This window comes from Nocardia sp. NPDC055050, assembly GCF_053608345.1.
Genome location: NZ_JBSGVG010000001.1, coordinates 182239 through 199071, shown reverse-complemented (window position 1 = coordinate 199071; position 16833 = coordinate 182239). Strand labels below are relative to the sequence as shown.

Genomic DNA, 16833 nt, shown 5'->3' with positions numbered 1-16833 from the left:
GCGCACCTGATCCGAAGGAACCACCCGCGATGCAACCGCTCGACCCGAACGATCCTCGGCGGATCGGCGACTACCGACTGCTGGGCGTGCTGGGTGCCGGGGGTATGGGCAAGGTGTATCTGGGCCGGAACCCGGGCGGGCGCACGGTCGCCGTGAAGGTGATCCGCCCGGATCTGATCGATGCGGAGTTCCGTGCGAGGTTCCGTCGTGAGGTCGCGGCGGCTCAGCGCGTCGGCGGGGCCTACACCGCGCCGGTGCTCGACGCCGATGTCGATGCGCGGGCGCCGTGGCTGGCCACCGGCTATGTCGCCGGGATCTCGTTGACCGACGCGGTCAACCGGTTCGGGCCGTTCGCCGAGCCCGCGCTGCCGGCGTTGGCACACGGGCTCGCCGAAGCGCTCGTGGCGGTGCACGCGGCAGGCATCGTGCACCGCGACCTGAAGCCGTCGAACGTGATGCTCGCGATCGACGGCCCCAAGGTGATCGATTTCGGCATTGCCAGGGTGATCGCGGATTCCGCCCTCACTACCACCGGAAAGTTTCTCGGCTCACCGGGTTTCATGTGTCCCGAGCAGGTGAGCGGCGAAACCCTCAGTCCGGCCTGCGATGTCTTCGCCCTCGGCGGCGTCCTCACCTTCGCCGCCGCGGGTCACGGCCCCTTCGGTACGGCCGAGGTGATGCAGATGCTCTGGCGCATCGTGTACGAGGAACCCCGTCTCGAGGCTCTTCCTTCCGCCCTGCGACCGCTCGTCTCGTCCTGTTTGGCCAAAGACCCCGCTGCCAGACCGACCCCGGAACAAGTCCTTTCGGAACTGGCCCACCTCGGCACTGCCGAACGAACCGATTGGCTGCCGCCACAAGTAGTCGCGCACATCAGTACCAGCGCCGTCCGGCTACTCGACCTGGATTTCGATCCTGCCGACCCATCCGGCGCATCGCCTCTCGATGCCGCCGCGATTTCCGCACCAGGCTGGTCGACCGGCACTTCGGTACCGAACCTGCCGGCCGCGAACCCCGCGCAGGTCTCTCCGACCGGCTCCTCGAGACCGCACGGACCGACCGTCATCAGCGGATCGCCGCCGACTCCCTATGGAGTGCCCGGCGAATTCACCCCGCCGCCCTTTGTGGTCGCGCACAATTCCGCCGACACGTTCACCGGTCGCCCGCCGCCCGCGCCGGCACGTGCCACCGCGTCGCGACGAACCCGGACTCTGTTGATCGCCGCGTCCGCGACGGTGGCGGTGGCGGTCGCGGGTGGCGCCTATCTGATCGGGACCCAACTGAATGCCGGGTCCACCGGCGGCACCGGATCGAGCACCTCCGCCGCCTCGACCTCCGTCGCCTCGACCTCCGTCGCTTCGAGCTCGACCGAGACCGCACCCAGCTCGACCGCCACCGGATCGGGCACGGACTCCGTCCCGGCCGAGTTCGTCGGCACCTGGAAGGGCCGTGCCGCCGACGGCCCGGTTCAGTTCGACATCGAACTCACCATCGCCGCCGGTGCGGTCGGTCAGGAACTCGCGACCTCGGCCAACACCGGCGCCCTCTCCCGCGACCGCTGCGGCCGTGCGGAAACCCTCACCGAGGCCACCGCGCAGCGCCTCACCTTCCGGGCCAGGCTCACCGCCGGTAGCGGATGCTTCGACGAGGGCGCTACCTCGACGGTCACTCTGCAACCCGACGGCACGCTGGCCTATCGAACCCCTGGTGTCCTCGGCGGCACCATCGCCGGCACCCTGCGGAAGGGCTGACAATGGGCTCCGACCGAACTGGAACAGGTTGCTACCGGATAGCCCGCGATGCCCTCGGCGCAGGTGCACCCGGTCGTTCGTCCAGTAGCAAACCTCTACGTGAAACGCGGTGTCGCGCCGCTGACGGGCAGCACCGTCAATCCATACCCGCAGGTAGCGTCGGTCTCGCAAACTCTGCCGTTGCGATCTGGGTCACTAATATGTCAAACTCTCGCCCACACTGTGAAGCCAGTCGGTCTCACAATGTCTGGAAAGGGAGTCGATTGAGCGGGCGGCAGGTGAGCAAGGTTGCCACCGTCCCGAAGGCTGCCTTGATGTCAGTCGAACGTGACCAGTGCCAGAGCGGCGCCGGTGAGCAGATCGACCAGCTCGTCGACGGGCGGACGCGACTTGCGCAGCAACCATTCGTGCGCCACGCCGGTGACCGCGCCCGTGATCAGCGCGGTGGTCAGCTCGGCATCACCGCGCAGGCGCACCCCCACCCGCTCCAGCGCGCCCTCGATCAGTGCCGACCAGGCGTGCCTGCGGGTCCGGCGATGGGTCTCCATCCGATCGCTCACCCCGACCACCTCGATCAGCGCCACCTGCGCGCGATACGGGTCGGAGCCGAGCGACTCCAGGTACGCGCCGAAGCCGGCTCGCAACGCGAGCTGCGGATCGGTCGAGCCGAGCGCGACCAGCGCGGTGCCGACCGCGGCCGCCGCGTCGTCCTGGATCCGGTCGTAGGCCGCTACCAGCACGTCTTCACGAGTTTCGAACTCCTCGTAGAACTGCCGCTTGGACAGCCCGGCCGCCGCGCACACCTCGGCGAGCGAGCACGTGGCGTAGCCACGTTCCGCGAAGATCTGCGTCGCTGCTTCCAGGAATCGCAGTCGTCGTTCGGCTTTTCGCGCGACGACCGTACGACCCCCATACCGCCTGTCCGCTGTAGTCACCTCTCCAAAGTATCTGAAACCCGGGATAACACTGACCTTTCCGGGTCGCTTCATCTATCCACCGAACAAAGGACGGCCGACCAGTGCTGAGCACCCGAGCATCGCGGACCGCATTGTCCGCCCTCGTACTAGCGGCGGGTGCGGCACTCGTGGCACCCACGCCCACGATGGCTGCCCCGCAGTCCGCCGCGACGCAGCCGAGCGTCCCCGCCATCGCCGAGAACGTCCCCTCCGGGACACTCGCGGCGCTGGCTCCGACGATCGTAGGCGCGATTTCGGCCCCCGGCCCCATCGCCGACGGCGGACAGGCCGCGATCCTGGCCCAGGCTCGCGTGCTGCTGGCCACGCCCGGCATCCCGGCGCAGGTCAAGGCCACCCTCGAAAAGGTCATCACCTTCCTCGACGGCAGTGGCGGCGGCGGTCCCGAATTGCCGCCTTCGGACGGTCCGCGCATCGCGCAGTTCCTCTACCCGACCATCGGCAAGGGCTGCATCGGCCCGACGTCGGATTCCGTCGGCACCGCGCTGGCGGTCCCCGGCCCGGCGACGCTGCCGCCGCCCGGACCGGCCGCGGGCCAGACCGGCTTCGTCTTCACCGCGCTCGGCACGAAGACCGCCACCGTCGTGCAGAATCCGCCGATGACGGTGCAGTGGGTCAACCTCGACAACCGTCGCACCGGTACCCAGCCGCTCACCACCGAGGCGGGCATCAACGCCGACGGCCCGGCCACTCTCACCGCTATCGCCGACACCGGTCCCGGCCGGGTCGCGGCAGTGATCACCGGTTCGCTCACCACGGCCACCGCCGATGGTGACCGCACCTGCTCGTTCGCCCCGACCCTCGGTTTCTTCTCCGTCGGCTGAGTCTCGCACCACGCAATTGGAGTTCGATCTATGAAGTTTGTCGTCCCCGGCCTGGTCAGCGGCCTGGCCGGCGCGGTCATCGGGGTGATTGCCGTACTCGGCATCACCGCGGGCGCGCAACAGAATTCGATCCCCGCGCCCGAGGAGTCCGGTGACCCGGGCTCGTCGCTGCTCGGCAACGTGCAGTACGGCTCGCGATGAGCAACGTACGCAGGCTCATCGCCTGCATCCTCGTCGGTCTCGGCGCGCTGCTGCTCGCGGCCGCGGTCATGATTCCCACCTACACGGTCGGCAAGGTCGCCAAGACCCCGCTCGACCTGCGTATCACCACGGTCGCCAAGAGCGTGCCCGGCGAGGAAAGCCTCGTGCTGGACGCGAAGTCGCTCACCGCGACCGAGGGCGCTGCCAAGGTGAACACCAATGTGCCGCTCGTCTCCCAGCGCTTCCTGACGGTCGAGGAGCCCTCGGACGCCGACGAGATGACCGTCCAGGCCGGCCAGACCCTGCGTCGCGACGACCAGGACCCCAAGGACGGCCTGCTCACCGCCTCGGTCGACCGCGTCACCATCGACCGCGTCACCGGCGCGCCGATCGACGCCTCGCCCAACGGTTCGATCGCCGTGGCTCAGGACCCCAAGTCGGGCGCCGCGATCCCCACCGAGTCGCAGCGGCGCGGCCTGCAGTACCGCTTCCCGATCGGCACCGAGAAGAAGTCGTACCCGTACTTCGACCTCAACGCCCGCGCTACCTACGACATCGATTTCATCGACGAGTCGGAGATCAACGGCGTGCCGGTCTACCACTTCCGGCAGACCATCCCGGTGACGAACATGTGGGACGTCGTCAAGCACCCGTCCCATCAGCTCGCCCTGCCCGCCGCCAAGTGGGGCCTCGAGGGCACCGAGCCGGTCACCATGACGCGCTTCTACACCAACACCCGCGACGTGTGGGTGGAGCCGAGGACCGGTGCGGTTCTCAAGGGTGGCGAGAACCTCCACATGTACTACGGCCGTAGCGCCGGGCAGGTGGACGTCAACATCCTGAAGTCGCACCTCGTCTTCGACGAAGAGACCATCGAAGCCCAGATGGCCGTCACCCAGGAGAGCCTCGACAAGCTCGACCTGTACGGCAAGACCCTGCCGATCATCCTGGGCATCCTCGCCGCCATCTTCCTCATCGGCGGCGCGGTCCTCGGATTCCTGAGCTCGGGCTCCACCGCGGGCCGTCCGTTCGATCCCCCGACCGAGCGGATTCGTTCCTCGAACCTGTAAGCCACCTGTCCACAACTCGGCCTCCCCCGGTCCTCAACCCGGGGGAGGCCGAGCTGTTTTGTGGGCAGGTTTGCCCAGTGCGACCGCGCGGCAATCGGATTCAGGGTCGCGGTAACTGCCGAACTCGAGCCGCCTCGCGGGTGAGATGGTCGCGCTCGAGAACTGTGGTGGCCGCGCGGGCCGCTGCGGCGTACAGGGTCGCGGCCTCTTCGAGTTCGCCCGCTCGTTCGAGTAGGTAGGCCCGGGATGCGCTGTGGCGCGGTAGTTCCGGGTCGAGATCCGCGAGGGCGGCCAGCCCTGCTCGGGGGCCGTCGGCCTCACCGACCGCGACCGCGCGATTCAGGCGCACCACCGGGCTGTCGGTGAGAAGCAGTAGTTCGTCGTACCACTCCACGATCTGCACCCAGTCCGTTTCGGCGGTGCTCGGGGCGTCCGCGTGCAGGGCCGCGATCGCGGCTTGGGCCTGGTATTCGCCCAGGCGGTCACGCGCCAGTGCGGCTTGCAGGATCGTCACGCCCTCGGCGATAAGGTGTGTGTCCCACCGGGATCGGTCCTGTGCGGCCAGCGAGATCAAGCGCCCGCCCTCGATACGCGACGCACGGCGGGCGTGGTGCAGCAGCATCAGCGCGAGCAGCCCCGAGACCTCGGGTTCGCCGGTCGAGGCGGCGAGCTGACGGGTGAGGCGGATGGCTTCGGCGGCCAGATCGATGTCGCCGCTGTAGCCCTCGTTGAAGACGAGGTAGAGCACCCGCAGCACCGTTGCCGGATCGCTGGGACGGTCCAGCGGTAAGCCCGTGATCCGCTTCTTGGCCCGGCTGATCCGTTGCGCCATAGTCGATTCCGGAACCAGGTAGGCCGTCGCGATCTGCCGGGTCGTCAGGCCGCCGACCGCGCGCAAGGTCAGCGCGACGGCCGAGCCCGGCGACAGCGAGGGATGCGCGCACAGGAAATACAGCCACAGCGTGTCGTCCGTGGCGGGCACCGGACCGGCTTCGGGCTCGGCCTCGACCGCGAATTCTCGCCCACGCCTGGATGTTTCGGCCCGTGTCGCATCGATGAACTTCCGCCAGGCGACGGCGACGAGCCAGCCCTTCGCGTCGCGCGGTGGATCGTCGGGCCAGGTTTCCAGCGCCCGGATCAGCGCCTCCTGCACCGCGTCCTCGGCCGCCGCGAACCCGGCCCCGCGGCGGACGAGGATCGCGATCACCGCGGGGACGAGTTCGCGCAGTAGCGCGTCGTTCATTCGGTCACCGTGGGCAACTCTGTGTAGAACGGCCGCAGTTCGAGCCATTCCTGCACCGGCTTCCCACCTGCGCCCGGTGCCGCCGACAGCTCCCCGGCGAGTTCGAGCGCCCGGTCATAGGTCTCGACATCGATGACCATCCACCCGGCGATCAGGTCCTTGGTCTCCGCGAACGGCCCGTCGGTGACCGGCGGGCGACCCTCGCCGTCCGAGCGGACCCACGTGCCCTGGGTGGACAGTGCCTGACCGTCGACGAACTCGCCGGTCGATCGCAATCGATCGGCGAAATCCACCATGTACTGCACATGCGCGGACACCTCGTCCGCCGTCCACTGATCCATCGGCGCGTCGTTGACCGATGCGGGCGCGCCACGGTAGTGCTTGAGCAGCAGGTACTTGGCCATGATGTTCTCCTCGGTTGGTGTTCTGTGTGGGTTGTACCCCTGGGACGGAGCCACCCACGCGTTCTCGACATCGGCGGCACAAGAATCCCGGCCGATTATTTTCGCCGTGAGTGAACGGCGCCACCTGCAGGAACAAACCGCCGGGGGTCCATGTTGAGTCAGCAAAGCTCAACTTTGGAAGGGTCGACATGACTTCAGCTCAGAACCTGCCGGTGCTGTTCCTGACCGATCCGATCGTGCTGCCGGGCATGGTCGTGCCCATCGAACTGGACGAATCCGCGCAGGCCGCCATCGACGCCGCCCAGGCGGCCAAAACCGGTTCGGTGCTGGTCGCGCCGCGCCTCGACGAGGGCTACGCGTCCTACGGCGTCGTCGCCACCATCGAACAGGTCGGCCGGATGCGCGGCGGCGCGCCCGCGGCCGTGTTGAAGGCCGAGCGCCGCGCCCGGATCGGGCACGGTGTCACCGGGCCGGGAGCCGCGCTGTGGGTGGAGGCCGAACTCGTCGAGGCGGTCGAGCCCGACGAGCGGACCACCGAGCTCGCCGCCGAGTACAAGAAGCTGGTCGTCGCCGTGCTGCAGCGGCGTGAGGCCTGGCAGATCATCGACATCGTCAACCAGCTCGACGACGTAGAGGCCATCGCCGACACCGCGGGCTACGCGCCGTACCTGTCCGACGACCAGAAGCGCGAACTGCTCGAGACCCCCGATGTAGCGGTGCGGCTGACCAAGCAGATCGACTGGATCAAGGACCACATCGCCGAGGTGGAGGTCACCGACAAGATCTCCGAAGACGTCCGCGACGGCATGGAGAAGAGTCAGCGCGAGTTCCTGCTGCGTCAGCAGCTCAACGCCATCCGCAAGGAACTCGGCGAGGACGAACCCGACGGCGCCGACGATTACCGCACTCGCGTGGAGAACGCGGACCTGCCCGAGAACGTGCGCGCGGAGGCGCTGCGCGAGGTCGGCCGGTTGGAGCGCGCCAGCGACCAGAGCCCGGAATCCGGCTGGATCCGTACCTGGCTCGACACCGTGCTCGATCTGCCGTGGACGGTGAAAACCGAGGACAGCACCGATGTCTCGGCCGCGCGAGCGGTGCTCGACGCCGATCACCACGGCCTCGACGAGGTGAAGGACCGGATGGTCGAGTACCTGGCGGTGCGTTCGCGGCGGGCCGCGCGCGGTCTCGAGGTCGTGGGTGGACGCGGGTCCGGCGCGGTGCTCGTGCTGGTGGGTCCCCCCGGTGTCGGTAAGACCTCGCTGGGTGAATCGGTCGCCAAGGCGCTGGGCCGCAAGTTCGTTCGCGTCGCCCTCGGCGGCGTGCGCGACGAGGCCGAGATCCGTGGCCACCGCCGCACCTACGTCGGCGCGCTGCCGGGCCGGATCGTGCGTGCGGTGAAGGAGGCGGGTTCGATGAATCCCGTTGTCCTGCTGGACGAGATCGACAAGGTCGGCTCCGACTTCCGTGGTGATCCGGCGGCGGCCCTGCTCGAGGTCCTCGACCCCGCGCAGAACCACACCTTCCGCGACCACTACCTGGACCTGGACCTCGACCTGTCGAATGTCCTGTTCATCGCGACCGCCAACGTCATGGACACCATCCCCGGTCCCCTGCTGGACCGTATGGAGCTCATCACCGTCGACGGCTACACCGAGGCCGACAAGGTGGCGATCGCGCGCGACTTCCTGGTTCCCCGCCAGCTGGAGCGCAACGCGCTGACCGCGGAAGAAGTGTCGATCACCGACGCGGCCCTGCGCGAGATCGCGGCGAACTACACCCGGGAGGCGGGTGTGCGTCAAATGGAGCGCTTGGTGGCAAAAGCCTTGCGCAAAGCGGCAACTCGCCTGGTCACAGGCGACCCCGCGAGCGTCGGCGACGCTGCCGTGGACGCCCCGCTCGTCGACAAGGGCGCGCTGGGCGAGGGCGCGGTGCTCGGGTACGACCCCGAACTCGGCTACGACAACGTCATCGACATCGCGGCCGGTCCGCAGCCGGTCGGTCAGGTGACGAGCCTGGTGGTCGACCTCGACAACCTCACCGATTACCTCGGGCGTCCCCGCTTCACCCCGGACTCGATGGAGCGCACCTCCGTCCCGGGCGTGGCGACCGGCCTCGCGGTGACCGGTGCGGGCGGCGATGTCCTCTACATCGAGGCCAACGGCGCCGAGGGCGAGCGTTCGCTCACCCTCACCGGCCAGCTCGGTGACGTGATGAAGGAATCGGCTCAGATCGCCCTCACCTACGTTCGCTCGCACCTGGAGGAAATCGGTATCGAGCCGAAGGTCCTCGACCGCAACATCCACATCCACTTCCCCGCGGGTGCGGTCCCCAAGGACGGCCCTTCGGCGGGCGTCACCATGGTCACCGCCCTGGTGTCGCTGGCCCTCGGTCGCCCGGTCCGCGGCGATGTGGGGATGACCGGCGAGGTCACCCTGAACGGCAGTGTCCTGCCGATCGGCGGCGTGAAGCAGAAGCTGCTCGCCGCCCAGCGAGCCGGCCTGAAGACCGTCTTCATCCCGGCCCGCAACGAACCGGACCTGGACGAAGTCCCGGCGGAAGTACTGGCCGCCCTGAACGTCCGCCCCGTCGCCGACGTGGCAGACATCCTGGCCTACGCGATCGAGCCGATCGCCGAACCCGCCGCCGACGGCAAGACCTTCGCCGTCAGCGCCTGATCCCCGCTGTCAACGGGCCGTGCACGGCTGTGTACGGCCCGTTGACGTGTCCGGCTAGCGGCTGACGGTCGGCGGCAGCATCGGGCCCGCGACGGTGACTACGGCGAGTTGGTCGGTGTCGTAGTTGTCCTGGTCGTCGAGGTCGTCGTCGAGATCGTCGTCGTCGAAACCGTCCGCGTCTTCCTCGGTGGTGGGGGCGAGGTCCTTCTCGACGCGGCGAGTGGTGCCCTGGGCGACCGCGCAGAGGACAGGTTCCTCGCCCTCGGTCTCGGCGTAGACGTCGCAGTGGGTGACGGCCTGGCGGCGGGTGGCGCCAAGGACGGTGGCGTGCACGCGCAGGCGCTCGCCCTGGGCAGGGCGCAGGTAGGTGATGGTGAAGCCGCCGGTGAGGACGTTGGGGCCCAGGACGGTACCCGCGGCGAAGGTGAGGGCGTTGTCGGCGGCGTAGGCGAGCACCCCGCCGTGCACGAAGCCGAACTGCTGGCCGTGTTCTGGCTGGATGTCGATGATGAGAGTGGCTGCGCCCTCACCGAATTCGGTGAGCTCGGTGCCGACCAGACGGGCGAACGGCTGCGCGGCTAGTACCTGGCGCGCCAGGTCGAGGTCGAGGGTGGAAGCTTCGGTCGGCATCGGGTGTTCCGTTCTTCGAGTTGCGTGGCCCTGCATGGTGACTATTCGGTGCCGTCGGCCCGCAGTGTCGCCCACGCGGCGGCGGCGAGCTCGGGGGCGACATCGGTTGGCGCGGTACGGATATTGCCACCAAGCCATTGGCGGGAGTATTCCTGTGCCGCACCGAGCCACAGCGCGTAGACAAGATCGAGTTCCAGGTCACGCACCGCGCCGTATCCCGCATGCGTGCGCCACCACCGCCGGACGGCCGTGAGGAACTCCACATTGCGCTCGCTCTCGCGGGCCCCGGGCGGCCGCGAACCCGTGAGAACCGTTGCGCGATATTGATATTCGTGCACCCAGTGCAGGTGCGCGCGCACCCCGGCCTCGACGCCGGTCCGCGCGTCGGGACTGTCGGCGACGGCATTCCAGAAGTGTTGCTGGTAGTCGGTGAGCGCGGCCACCCAGACCTGCCGATAGAGGTCGGACTTGTCCGGAAAGTGGTGGTACAGCGCGCCGACGCTGGCATCGGCGGCGGCGCGGATATCGCTCAGCGTGGCATCGAGCACGCCGTGTTCGGCGAACTGCCGCTCCGCGGCGAGCAACAACCGATCTCGCATCTCCATATACAGAATTTAGTTCTGTCCGGCTGACGTGGCAAGAGCCGATCTGTCGGTGCGATGCGGTAAGACGGAACTGTGCCCCGGTGGCTCCTGCATGTGGATCTCGACCAGTTCCAGGCGGCGGTGGAATTCCGGCGTCGCCCTGAGCTGCGCGGCCGGCCGGTGATCGTCGGCGGCGAGGGCGATCCCGCGCAGCCCCGCAAGGTCGTGACCTGCGCTTCTTATCCCGCGCGGGCCTACGGCGTGCGTGCGGGGATGGCGTTGAGAATGGCGCAGCGCAAGTGCCCGGAGGGCGTTTTCCTGCCGGTCGACATGGCCGCCTACGAGGTGGCCTCCGAAGAGATCATGGCGACGCTGGGCCGGGTGGCCGGCGCGGTCGAGGTGTGGGGGATGGACGAGGCGTTCGTCGCCACCGACGGCGATCCGTGGCAGCTGGCCGCCGAAATCCGCACCGCCATCATCGAACTCGGCCTCACGTGCGCGGTCGGCATCGGCGACAACAAGCTCACCGCGAAGCTCGCCACCGGTTTCGCCAAGTCCACCGGCAAGACCTCCGCCGAACCCGAGCACGACCCCGGCGCCGCCACCGGCATCTTCGAGCTCACCGCCGCCAACTGGACCGAACTCATGGGCCACCGCCCCACCGACGCGCTCTGGGGCGTCGGTGCCCGCATCGCCCACCGCCTGGCCGACCTCGGCATCACCACGGTCGCCGATCTCATGTCCGCCGACCGCGCGCGCCTGGCCGCCGAGTTCGGCCCGAGCACCGGCCCCTACCTGTGGGTCCTCGGCCACGGCAAAGGCGACACCGAACTCTCGACCACCCCGCGAATCCCCGTGGGCCGCAGCAAGTCCGAGACCTTCCCGCACGACCTCACCGATCCCGGCGAAATCCGCCGCGAGGTCGCCCGCATCGCCACCGAGGTCGCCGAGGAGATGCGCGAACACCACCGCGTCAGCACCCGGGTCTCGGTCACCGTCCGCACGAAAACCTTCTATACCCGCAGCAAACAGCAAAAACTCCCCACCCCCACCGACGACATCACCACCATCACCGACACCGTCCTGGCGATCATCGACCGCTTCGACCTGGACCGCCCGATCCGCCTCCTCGGCGTCCGCCTGGAACTCCTCCCGCCCTGACGTGGGTCCTCCCCCGCGGTCTCACGAACTCGTATGCTCGGGCAATGGAGTTTTCTGCGATGGTGGCCCGTGAATCCGATGGTGGGATCGTTCTCGCTCGTGAAACGGTGGGAGACGACTTCCTCGGTAGCGGCGAGGTGACGATCAAGGTTCATTACTCGAGCGCGAACTACAAAGATCTGCTGGCGATCACGCCGCGCGGTGGGGTGGTGCGCAACTATCCGATCGTGCCGGGCATCGACCTCACCGGTGAGGTGATCGCCTCGGAGATCTATGACTTCTCCCCCGGCGACCAGGTCATCGCCCATGGCTACGACCTGGGCGTTTCGCGCAACGGTGGCTTTGCCGAATACACCAAGGTGCCTGCCGAATGGGTGGTGAAGCTCGACGGCCTCGACACCCGCGACGCCGCCACCATCGGCACCGCGGGCTTCACCGCCGCCCTGAGCGTGCAGGCCCTGCTCGACCACGGCCTGACCCCCGACGACGGCGCCGTCCTGGTCACCGGCGCGACCGGCGGTGTCGGCACCGTGGCCATCGACATCCTCTCCGGCCTCGGCTTCGAGGTGATCGCTTCCACCGGCAAGACCGACGCGAACGACCTGCTGGCCGAGCTCGGCGCCAACGAGGTCATCGGCCGGCTGCCCCTCGACCCCGATGCCAAGCCGCGCCCGCTCAACAAGGCCAACTGGGCGTCGGCGGTGGACAGCGTCGGCGGCGCGTCGCTGGCCCACGTCCTCAGCGCCATCGGTTACGGCGGGGCGGTAGCGGCCAGCGGCCTCACCGGCGGCGCCGAGCTTCCCACCACCGTGCTCCCGTTCATCCTGCGCGGCGTCAGCCTGCTCGGCATCGACTCGGTCCAGCTCCCGATCGAGAAGCGCCGCGCACTGTGGACGGCACTGGGCAAACAGCTTCGCCCCCAGCATCTGTCGACGATCGAGTCCTTCGCACCGATCACCGAGGTCGGCACCGTCCTGCAGTCGATCAAGGACGGCACCCACTCCGGGCGCACCGTGATCGGCGTGGCCAACGAGTTCTGAGCCCGCCAGAAGTCCACACGACGACGTTACGGATAATGTAATACTGTAACGACATGATGCTCCGCCCAGACGGCACCACGATCACCGACGAGTCCGCGATCGCGCTGGCCGCGTCCATTCGCGCCCGTGAGGTCAGCGTCCGCGCGGTGATCGATGCCCACATCGCTGTGCTGGAACGTTTCGCGCCCGCCACGAACGCCGTGGTGGTGGACTGCTACGACACCGCGCGGGCACGGGCCGACGCCGCCGACGCCCACCTCGCGACCGGGCCGGAGTACCTGCCACCGCTGTTCGGCGTCCCGATCACCGTCAAGGAGTCCTTGGCGGTCGCGGGCCTGCCCAACACGGCGGGCGTCGTGGCTCGGCGGCACCTGCGGCCCACCGCGAATGCCACGGTGGTGCAACGAGTTCTGGACGCGGGTGCGATCGTGCTCGGGCTGACCAACACCGCCGAGGGGTGCATGTGGCTCGAGTCGACGAACCGGGTCTACGGGCGAACCAGCAACGTGCACGACCGGACACGGACGGCGGGCGGGTCGTCGGGCGGTGAGGGCGCCGCCGTCGGCAGCGGCGGCTCCCCGCTCGGCCTGGCCACCGATACCCTCGGCTCGATCCGGGTTCCCGCCTTCTGCAACGGCGTCTTCGGGCACCGCCCGTCGACCGGCCTGCTCCCGACCACCGGTGCGTGGCCACCACCGTTCGGCGTGGCCGCCCTGTGCTCCAACGGGGTCATCGCCCGCCGTGCGGCCGATCTCATGCCGCTGCTGCGGATCATGGCCGGTCCCGACGGGACCGATCCCCTGGTCCGCGCGGCCACCCTCGGCGATCCGGCGACCACCTCGATGCGGGGTGTGCCCGTCGTGCTGCTCGACGGAACCTTCGCCCCCGGCTTCGGCCGCGAGGTACTGGCCGCGCGCGACCGCGCCGCCGCCGCGCTCACCGAGGCGGGCGCCGAGGTCACCCGGGTACCGATGCGTTCGCTGCGGACGATCGGGCTCTTCGCCACGATCGTGCTGGCCGAGGAGACCGGGATCAGCTTCGCCGAGATCATGCGCGGCGAGGGCGCCGACATCCTCGCGCCGGGTCAACTCACCGCCCTGCGCGGCGACCACACCCTCGCCACCCGTCTCCTCGCACTCGGCGAGCTGATCGCGGCCCGGCTACCCACCCGGGTGGCCCGGCGCATCACCGCCTCCGCACACCGCACCGCCGCCGAGATCACCGAGATCATCGGTGACGGATTGCTCCTGCATCCGACCCTGAGCACGGTCGCGCCCCGTCACGGCCGCACCACCGGCCGCCTGTGGCGCACGAACACGGTCGCACCGTTCAGCCTCGCCGGGCTCCCCGTCACCCAGGTGCCGCTCGGCCGCGGCACCCACGGTCTGCCACTCGGGGTACAGGTGGTCGCGGGACCCAACCGCGATCACCTCTCGATCGCCGCGGCCCTCACTCTCGAGAAGGCGTTCGGCGGCTGGGTCCGCCCGCGGGGCTGACCACTCCCCCTCCGGGTGTGCTCACGTGCACGGGAGCAACGCCATCGCCGCGCGGTATCGACGGCTCGGCCGGAAAGGACGCCGGGAACAGTTCGCCGGCGGGACGGCGTAGGTAGTCGCGCTCGGTGTAGGCCGCCCGCATCCGGTCGAACAGTGACTGCGCCCGCCGGGTCATCGCGGGCAGGTCGATGCCGGGAATTACCCCGTCGCGCAGAGTGATCCGCCCGGCGACCATGGAGAAATCCGCCGCGCGCCCGGTGCTGTTCATGCACAGGGTCCGGATCGGATCGTCGAGGACGCCGTCGCGCGGGTCGTCGAGGCGGAAGGCGACCAGGTCGGCGGTCGCCCCCACCGCGATCGTGCCCAGGTCCGGTCGGTGCAGCGCTTCGGCACCGCCGAGCGTCGCCGCCGAGACGTAGTCGCCGTAGGTGGCCGCGTCGAGCCGCGATGCCAGCACCTTGGCCAAGGTGACGCCGATGTCGATGCCGCGCACCAGGTCCGGCGGAAAAGAGTCGGTGCCGAGGGCGATGCGCACGCCCGCTGCCCGGTACCGATCGAAGCTGTCGAGCGCCGATCCGTGTCTGGCCGAGGTGAGCGGGCAGTGCACGATCGATGCTCCCGACGCCGCGAGCGTGCCGAGATCGTCATCGGTATCGGCATCCACGTGCGGGTTCGAGTCGATGTAGATCCCGTGGGGGATGAGCAGATTCGGCCCGAGGAGACCGGTCCGCTCGAGCACGGCCAGCGGTGACATACCGAACCGCTCGATCACGAACGCGCGTTCGTGCAGCCCTTGGAGCGCGTGCAGGCGGACCAGCGCGCCGGTCGCCGCGGCCAGCGCGGAGGTCCGGTGCAGCAGATCCTCGGACAGCGTCTCGATCCGGCACGGGAGCAGCGTCCCGTGGACCAGATCGGTGTCCTGCGCCGAGGCCCACTCCAGGAACCGCGCCGCACCCTCGAACCCGTCGAGCCCGAGTTCTTCGTTCCAGTAGATGGACCGCGAGCCGTCGTCGTCGACCACGTTGACCCCGGATCGGTACGCGGGCCCGAGGTACACCCGCAGGCCCAGACGTTGTGCGGATTCGGCCATCGCCACGGCGTCGGAGTAGGTCTCCGCCCAATCGCTGTGTACCTCCGACGCGATCGGCATCGCCGTCGTCACCCCGTGCAGCAGCAGTTGGACGAACCCGTACTCACGGATGAACGCCCGCTCCTCGGCGTCGAACACCGCGCGCCGCCGCTGCGTGGCGTACTCGCGCGACCATTGCAGACCGAGGCCGAGCTCGCGCGACTGCCACGAATCCAGGATCGTGTGGTCGATGTCGGTGAGCGCGTCGAGGTCGATGAGCCCGGGCATCAAGACCGCGTCCCCGAGCTCGATCACCTCGTCGACGGTCTCCAGACCGCGCGGACCGGCCGCGACGATGCGCGAATCCTCCACCACCACTTCGCCATCGGTGAGCATCACGTGGCCGCCGACGATCCCCGACGCGAGCACATGGCGTGCTCGAATACCGCGCCGCATCTCAGCTCCTCCCCCTGCCCCAACGACCGGGAATCTCGAATCCGTCCAGTGCCGTATCGACGGAAACGACACTGCCCCGATGGATTACAGTGCGCTCGGCCGGGCGGTCCATCACAGCCGAAGTCGGGCCGGCCGCGTCGACGAGGAAGAACTCGGCCGGATCACCGACCTCGAAACCTGGATGTGGCTCGCTCCGGCCGAGCGGGCGCAGACTGCGGTCGAGCACGCTCGCACCACCCCAACTGGCCACGGCGAGGGCGTGTTCCACGTGCTCGTCGGATCCGAACCCGTTGACGAACGCCAGTTGCCAGGCGCGGTCGAGCATGTCGCCGTTGCCGTAGGGCGACCAGTAGTCCCGCTGACCGTCCATCCCTACCCCGACGCGCACACCGGCCGCGGCCAGGTCGAGCAACGGCAACGCCCAACCCTGCGCGCCCGCCGCGTGGGTGAGGGCGATGTCGAGCTCCGCCAGCTGCTCGATCGCCGCAGGCACAGCGGGCAGCCCACCGGCCAGGCATCGGGCATGGGAGATGGTCGCCAGACCGGTCATCCCGAGCGCCCGCACCCGTTCGATGATCAGCGACAGGGTGAACAGCCCCAGCTCACCCGCCTCGTGCAGGTGGATGTCGACGCCGACCTGATGCTTGTCGGCCAGCCCGAACACCGCGTCGAGATGTCGCACCGGATCGCGGTCGAGTTCGCACGGATCCATCCCGCCGACCAGGTCGGCCCCGGCCGACAGTGCCGCGTCCATGAGGTCGACGACGCCGGGCTCGAGCAGGATTCCGACCTGTGGAAACGCCACGATCTCCACGTCGCACACGTTGTCGTAGCGTTCCCGCGCCGCGAGTTCGCCTTCGAGCTTGGTGAGCCCGGAATCGGCGTCCACCTGGGCGTGACTGCGAATCCTGGTGGCCCCGTTGGCCACTGCCACCGCGAGGGTGAACGAGGCACGTTCGGCCACGGAACGTTCCGCCGACCGCCAGTGCTCGCGATCGTTCATGATCCGGCCCCACCGTCCCGGCATCCCGGTCTGGGCACGGAACGGCAGCCCGAGCCTGCTCGAGTCGAGATGCAGGTGCACATCCGACAGTGCGGGCAGGATCAACCGGCCCGCGCCGTCGACGAGCTCGCCGGCGGGCACCGGCGAACCGGTGGCCGCGGATACCGCGGCCACCGTGCCGTTCTCGATCAGCAGGTCCACCGGCGGGCCGCCCCAGGGGCGAACATCGGTGATCAACAGCGAATCGCCCAC

General features: G+C 69.1%; 14 protein-coding genes and 1 pseudogene. 8 read left to right on the top strand and 7 right to left on the bottom strand.

Going from position 1 to position 16833, the window contains the following annotated elements:
- Window positions 1-29 precede the first annotated feature (29 nt).
- A complete protein-coding gene (locus ACWGCN_RS00900) occupies window positions 30-1751 on the top strand; it encodes a protein kinase domain-containing protein (RefSeq protein ID WP_449966655.1) in 1722 nt (573 codons plus the stop codon).
- 317 nt (window positions 1752-2068) lie between these two features.
- Here ACWGCN_RS00900 and ACWGCN_RS00895 read toward each other — a convergent pair whose 3' ends face one another.
- The gene (locus tag ACWGCN_RS00895; protein WP_378989315.1) at window positions 2069-2686 is read right to left on the bottom strand and encodes a TetR/AcrR family transcriptional regulator; all 618 of its coding nucleotides are present in this window, start codon (window positions 2684-2686) and stop codon (window positions 2069-2071) included.
- Window positions 2687-2769: 83 nt separating this feature from the next.
- Between ACWGCN_RS00895 and ACWGCN_RS00890 the strand changes: the two genes are divergently transcribed.
- From ACWGCN_RS00890 to ACWGCN_RS00880, 3 genes are read left to right on the top strand one after another with little or no spacing between them, the layout of a single operon-like run.
- The gene (locus tag ACWGCN_RS00890; protein WP_378989314.1) at window positions 2770-3549 is read left to right on the top strand and encodes an Rv1157c family protein; all 780 of its coding nucleotides are present in this window, start codon (window positions 2770-2772) and stop codon (window positions 3547-3549) included.
- Between the two features lie 30 nt (window positions 3550-3579).
- Window positions 3580-3750: a DUF2613 domain-containing protein gene (locus ACWGCN_RS00885; RefSeq protein WP_082844323.1), complete on the top strand. Its 171-nt coding sequence runs from the start codon at window positions 3580-3582 to the stop codon at window positions 3748-3750.
- Entirely contained in the window at window positions 3747-4820 is a 1074-nt protein-coding gene (locus ACWGCN_RS00880) for a DUF3068 domain-containing protein (protein WP_378989313.1), read from the top strand. The genes ACWGCN_RS00885 and ACWGCN_RS00880 overlap by 4 nt, the downstream gene beginning before the upstream one ends.
- Before the next feature lie 100 nt (window positions 4821-4920).
- On the opposite strand, the gene ACWGCN_RS00875 is transcribed toward ACWGCN_RS00880, so the two are convergent.
- Complete coding sequence (locus ACWGCN_RS00875; RefSeq protein ID WP_452459667.1) at window positions 4921-6063, bottom strand: RNA polymerase sigma factor; 1143 nt, start codon at window positions 6061-6063, stop codon at window positions 4921-4923.
- The gene (locus ACWGCN_RS00870) at window positions 6060-6467 is read right to left on the bottom strand and encodes a YciI family protein (protein ID WP_378989311.1); all 408 of its coding nucleotides are present in this window, start codon (window positions 6465-6467) and stop codon (window positions 6060-6062) included. The genes ACWGCN_RS00875 and ACWGCN_RS00870 overlap by 4 nt, the downstream gene beginning before the upstream one ends.
- A gap of 188 nt (window positions 6468-6655) precedes the next feature.
- Between ACWGCN_RS00870 and lon the strand changes: the two genes are divergently transcribed.
- Window positions 6656-9142 carry an endopeptidase La gene (lon, locus tag ACWGCN_RS00865; RefSeq protein ID WP_378989310.1) on the top strand — a complete coding sequence of 829 codons (2487 nt, stop codon included), beginning with the start codon at window positions 6656-6658 and terminating at the stop codon, window positions 9140-9142.
- 222 nt (window positions 9143-9364) lie between these two features.
- Here lon and ACWGCN_RS00860 read toward each other — a convergent pair.
- Both ACWGCN_RS00860 and ACWGCN_RS00855 read right to left on the bottom strand, forming a co-directional pair.
- Window positions 9365-9772 (bottom strand): annotated as a pseudogene (locus tag ACWGCN_RS00860) (PaaI family thioesterase); the annotation flags it as partial.
- A 41-nt stretch (window positions 9773-9813) separates the two neighbouring features.
- Entirely contained in the window at window positions 9814-10377 is a 564-nt protein-coding gene (locus ACWGCN_RS00855) for a TetR/AcrR family transcriptional regulator (protein WP_452449700.1), read from the bottom strand.
- Between the two features lie 72 nt (window positions 10378-10449).
- Between ACWGCN_RS00855 and ACWGCN_RS00850 the strand changes: the two genes are divergently transcribed.
- The 3 genes from ACWGCN_RS00850 to ACWGCN_RS00840 are packed head-to-tail and all read left to right on the top strand — an operon-like array spanning window position 10450 to window position 14053.
- Window positions 10450-11517, top strand: a complete 1068-nt coding sequence (locus ACWGCN_RS00850; protein ID WP_452459668.1) for a DNA polymerase IV — start codon at window positions 10450-10452, stop codon at window positions 11515-11517.
- A 44-nt stretch (window positions 11518-11561) separates the two neighbouring features.
- Window positions 11562-12557, top strand: a complete 996-nt coding sequence (locus ACWGCN_RS00845) for an acrylyl-CoA reductase family protein (RefSeq protein ID WP_452459669.1) — start codon at window positions 11562-11564, stop codon at window positions 12555-12557.
- Window positions 12558-12610: 53 nt separating this feature from the next.
- Window positions 12611-14053: an amidase gene (locus tag ACWGCN_RS00840; RefSeq protein ID WP_452459670.1), complete on the top strand. Its 1443-nt coding sequence runs from the start codon at window positions 12611-12613 to the stop codon at window positions 14051-14053.
- Here the strand turns inward: ACWGCN_RS00840 and ACWGCN_RS00835 are convergent.
- Together ACWGCN_RS00835 and ACWGCN_RS00830 are read right to left on the bottom strand one after the other, a co-directional pair.
- Window positions 14007-15578 (bottom strand): chlorohydrolase family protein, encoded by a 1572-nt coding sequence (locus ACWGCN_RS00835; RefSeq protein WP_452459671.1) that lies wholly within the window; start codon window positions 15576-15578, stop codon window positions 14007-14009. The genes ACWGCN_RS00840 and ACWGCN_RS00835 overlap by 47 nt on opposite strands.
- A 1-nt stretch (window position 15579) precedes the next feature.
- Complete coding sequence (locus ACWGCN_RS00830; protein WP_452459672.1) at window positions 15580-16833, bottom strand: amidohydrolase family protein; 1254 nt, start codon at window positions 16831-16833, stop codon at window positions 15580-15582.

What these genes read in the sequence shown, in the direction of transcription:
- ACWGCN_RS00900 (WP_449966655.1), top strand. Translation starts at nt 30, where the DNA reads ATGCAACCGCTCGACCCGAACGATCCTCGGCGGATCGGCGACTACCGA.
- ACWGCN_RS00885 (WP_082844323.1), top strand. Translation starts at nt 3,580, where the DNA reads ATGAAGTTTGTCGTCCCCGGCCTGGTCAGCGGCCTGGCCGGCGCGGTC.
- ACWGCN_RS00880 (WP_378989313.1), top strand. Translation starts at nt 3,747, where the DNA reads ATGAGCAACGTACGCAGGCTCATCGCCTGCATCCTCGTCGGTCTCGGC.
- ACWGCN_RS00875 (WP_452459667.1), bottom strand. Translation starts at nt 6,063, where the DNA reads ATGAACGACGCGCTACTGCGCGAACTCGTCCCCGCGGTGATCGCGATC.
- ACWGCN_RS00870 (WP_378989311.1), bottom strand. Translation starts at nt 6,467, where the DNA reads ATGGCCAAGTACCTGCTGCTCAAGCACTACCGTGGCGCGCCCGCATCG.
- lon (WP_378989310.1), top strand. Translation starts at nt 6,656, where the DNA reads ATGACTTCAGCTCAGAACCTGCCGGTGCTGTTCCTGACCGATCCGATC.
- ACWGCN_RS00855 (WP_452449700.1), bottom strand. Translation starts at nt 10,377, where the DNA reads ATGGAGATGCGAGATCGGTTGTTGCTCGCCGCGGAGCGGCAGTTCGCC.
- ACWGCN_RS00845 (WP_452459669.1), top strand. Translation starts at nt 11,562, where the DNA reads ATGGAGTTTTCTGCGATGGTGGCCCGTGAATCCGATGGTGGGATCGTT.
- ACWGCN_RS00840 (WP_452459670.1), top strand. Translation starts at nt 12,611, where the DNA reads ATGATGCTCCGCCCAGACGGCACCACGATCACCGACGAGTCCGCGATC.
- ACWGCN_RS00835 (WP_452459671.1), bottom strand. Translation starts at nt 15,578, where the DNA reads ATGCGGCGCGGTATTCGAGCACGCCATGTGCTCGCGTCGGGGATCGTC.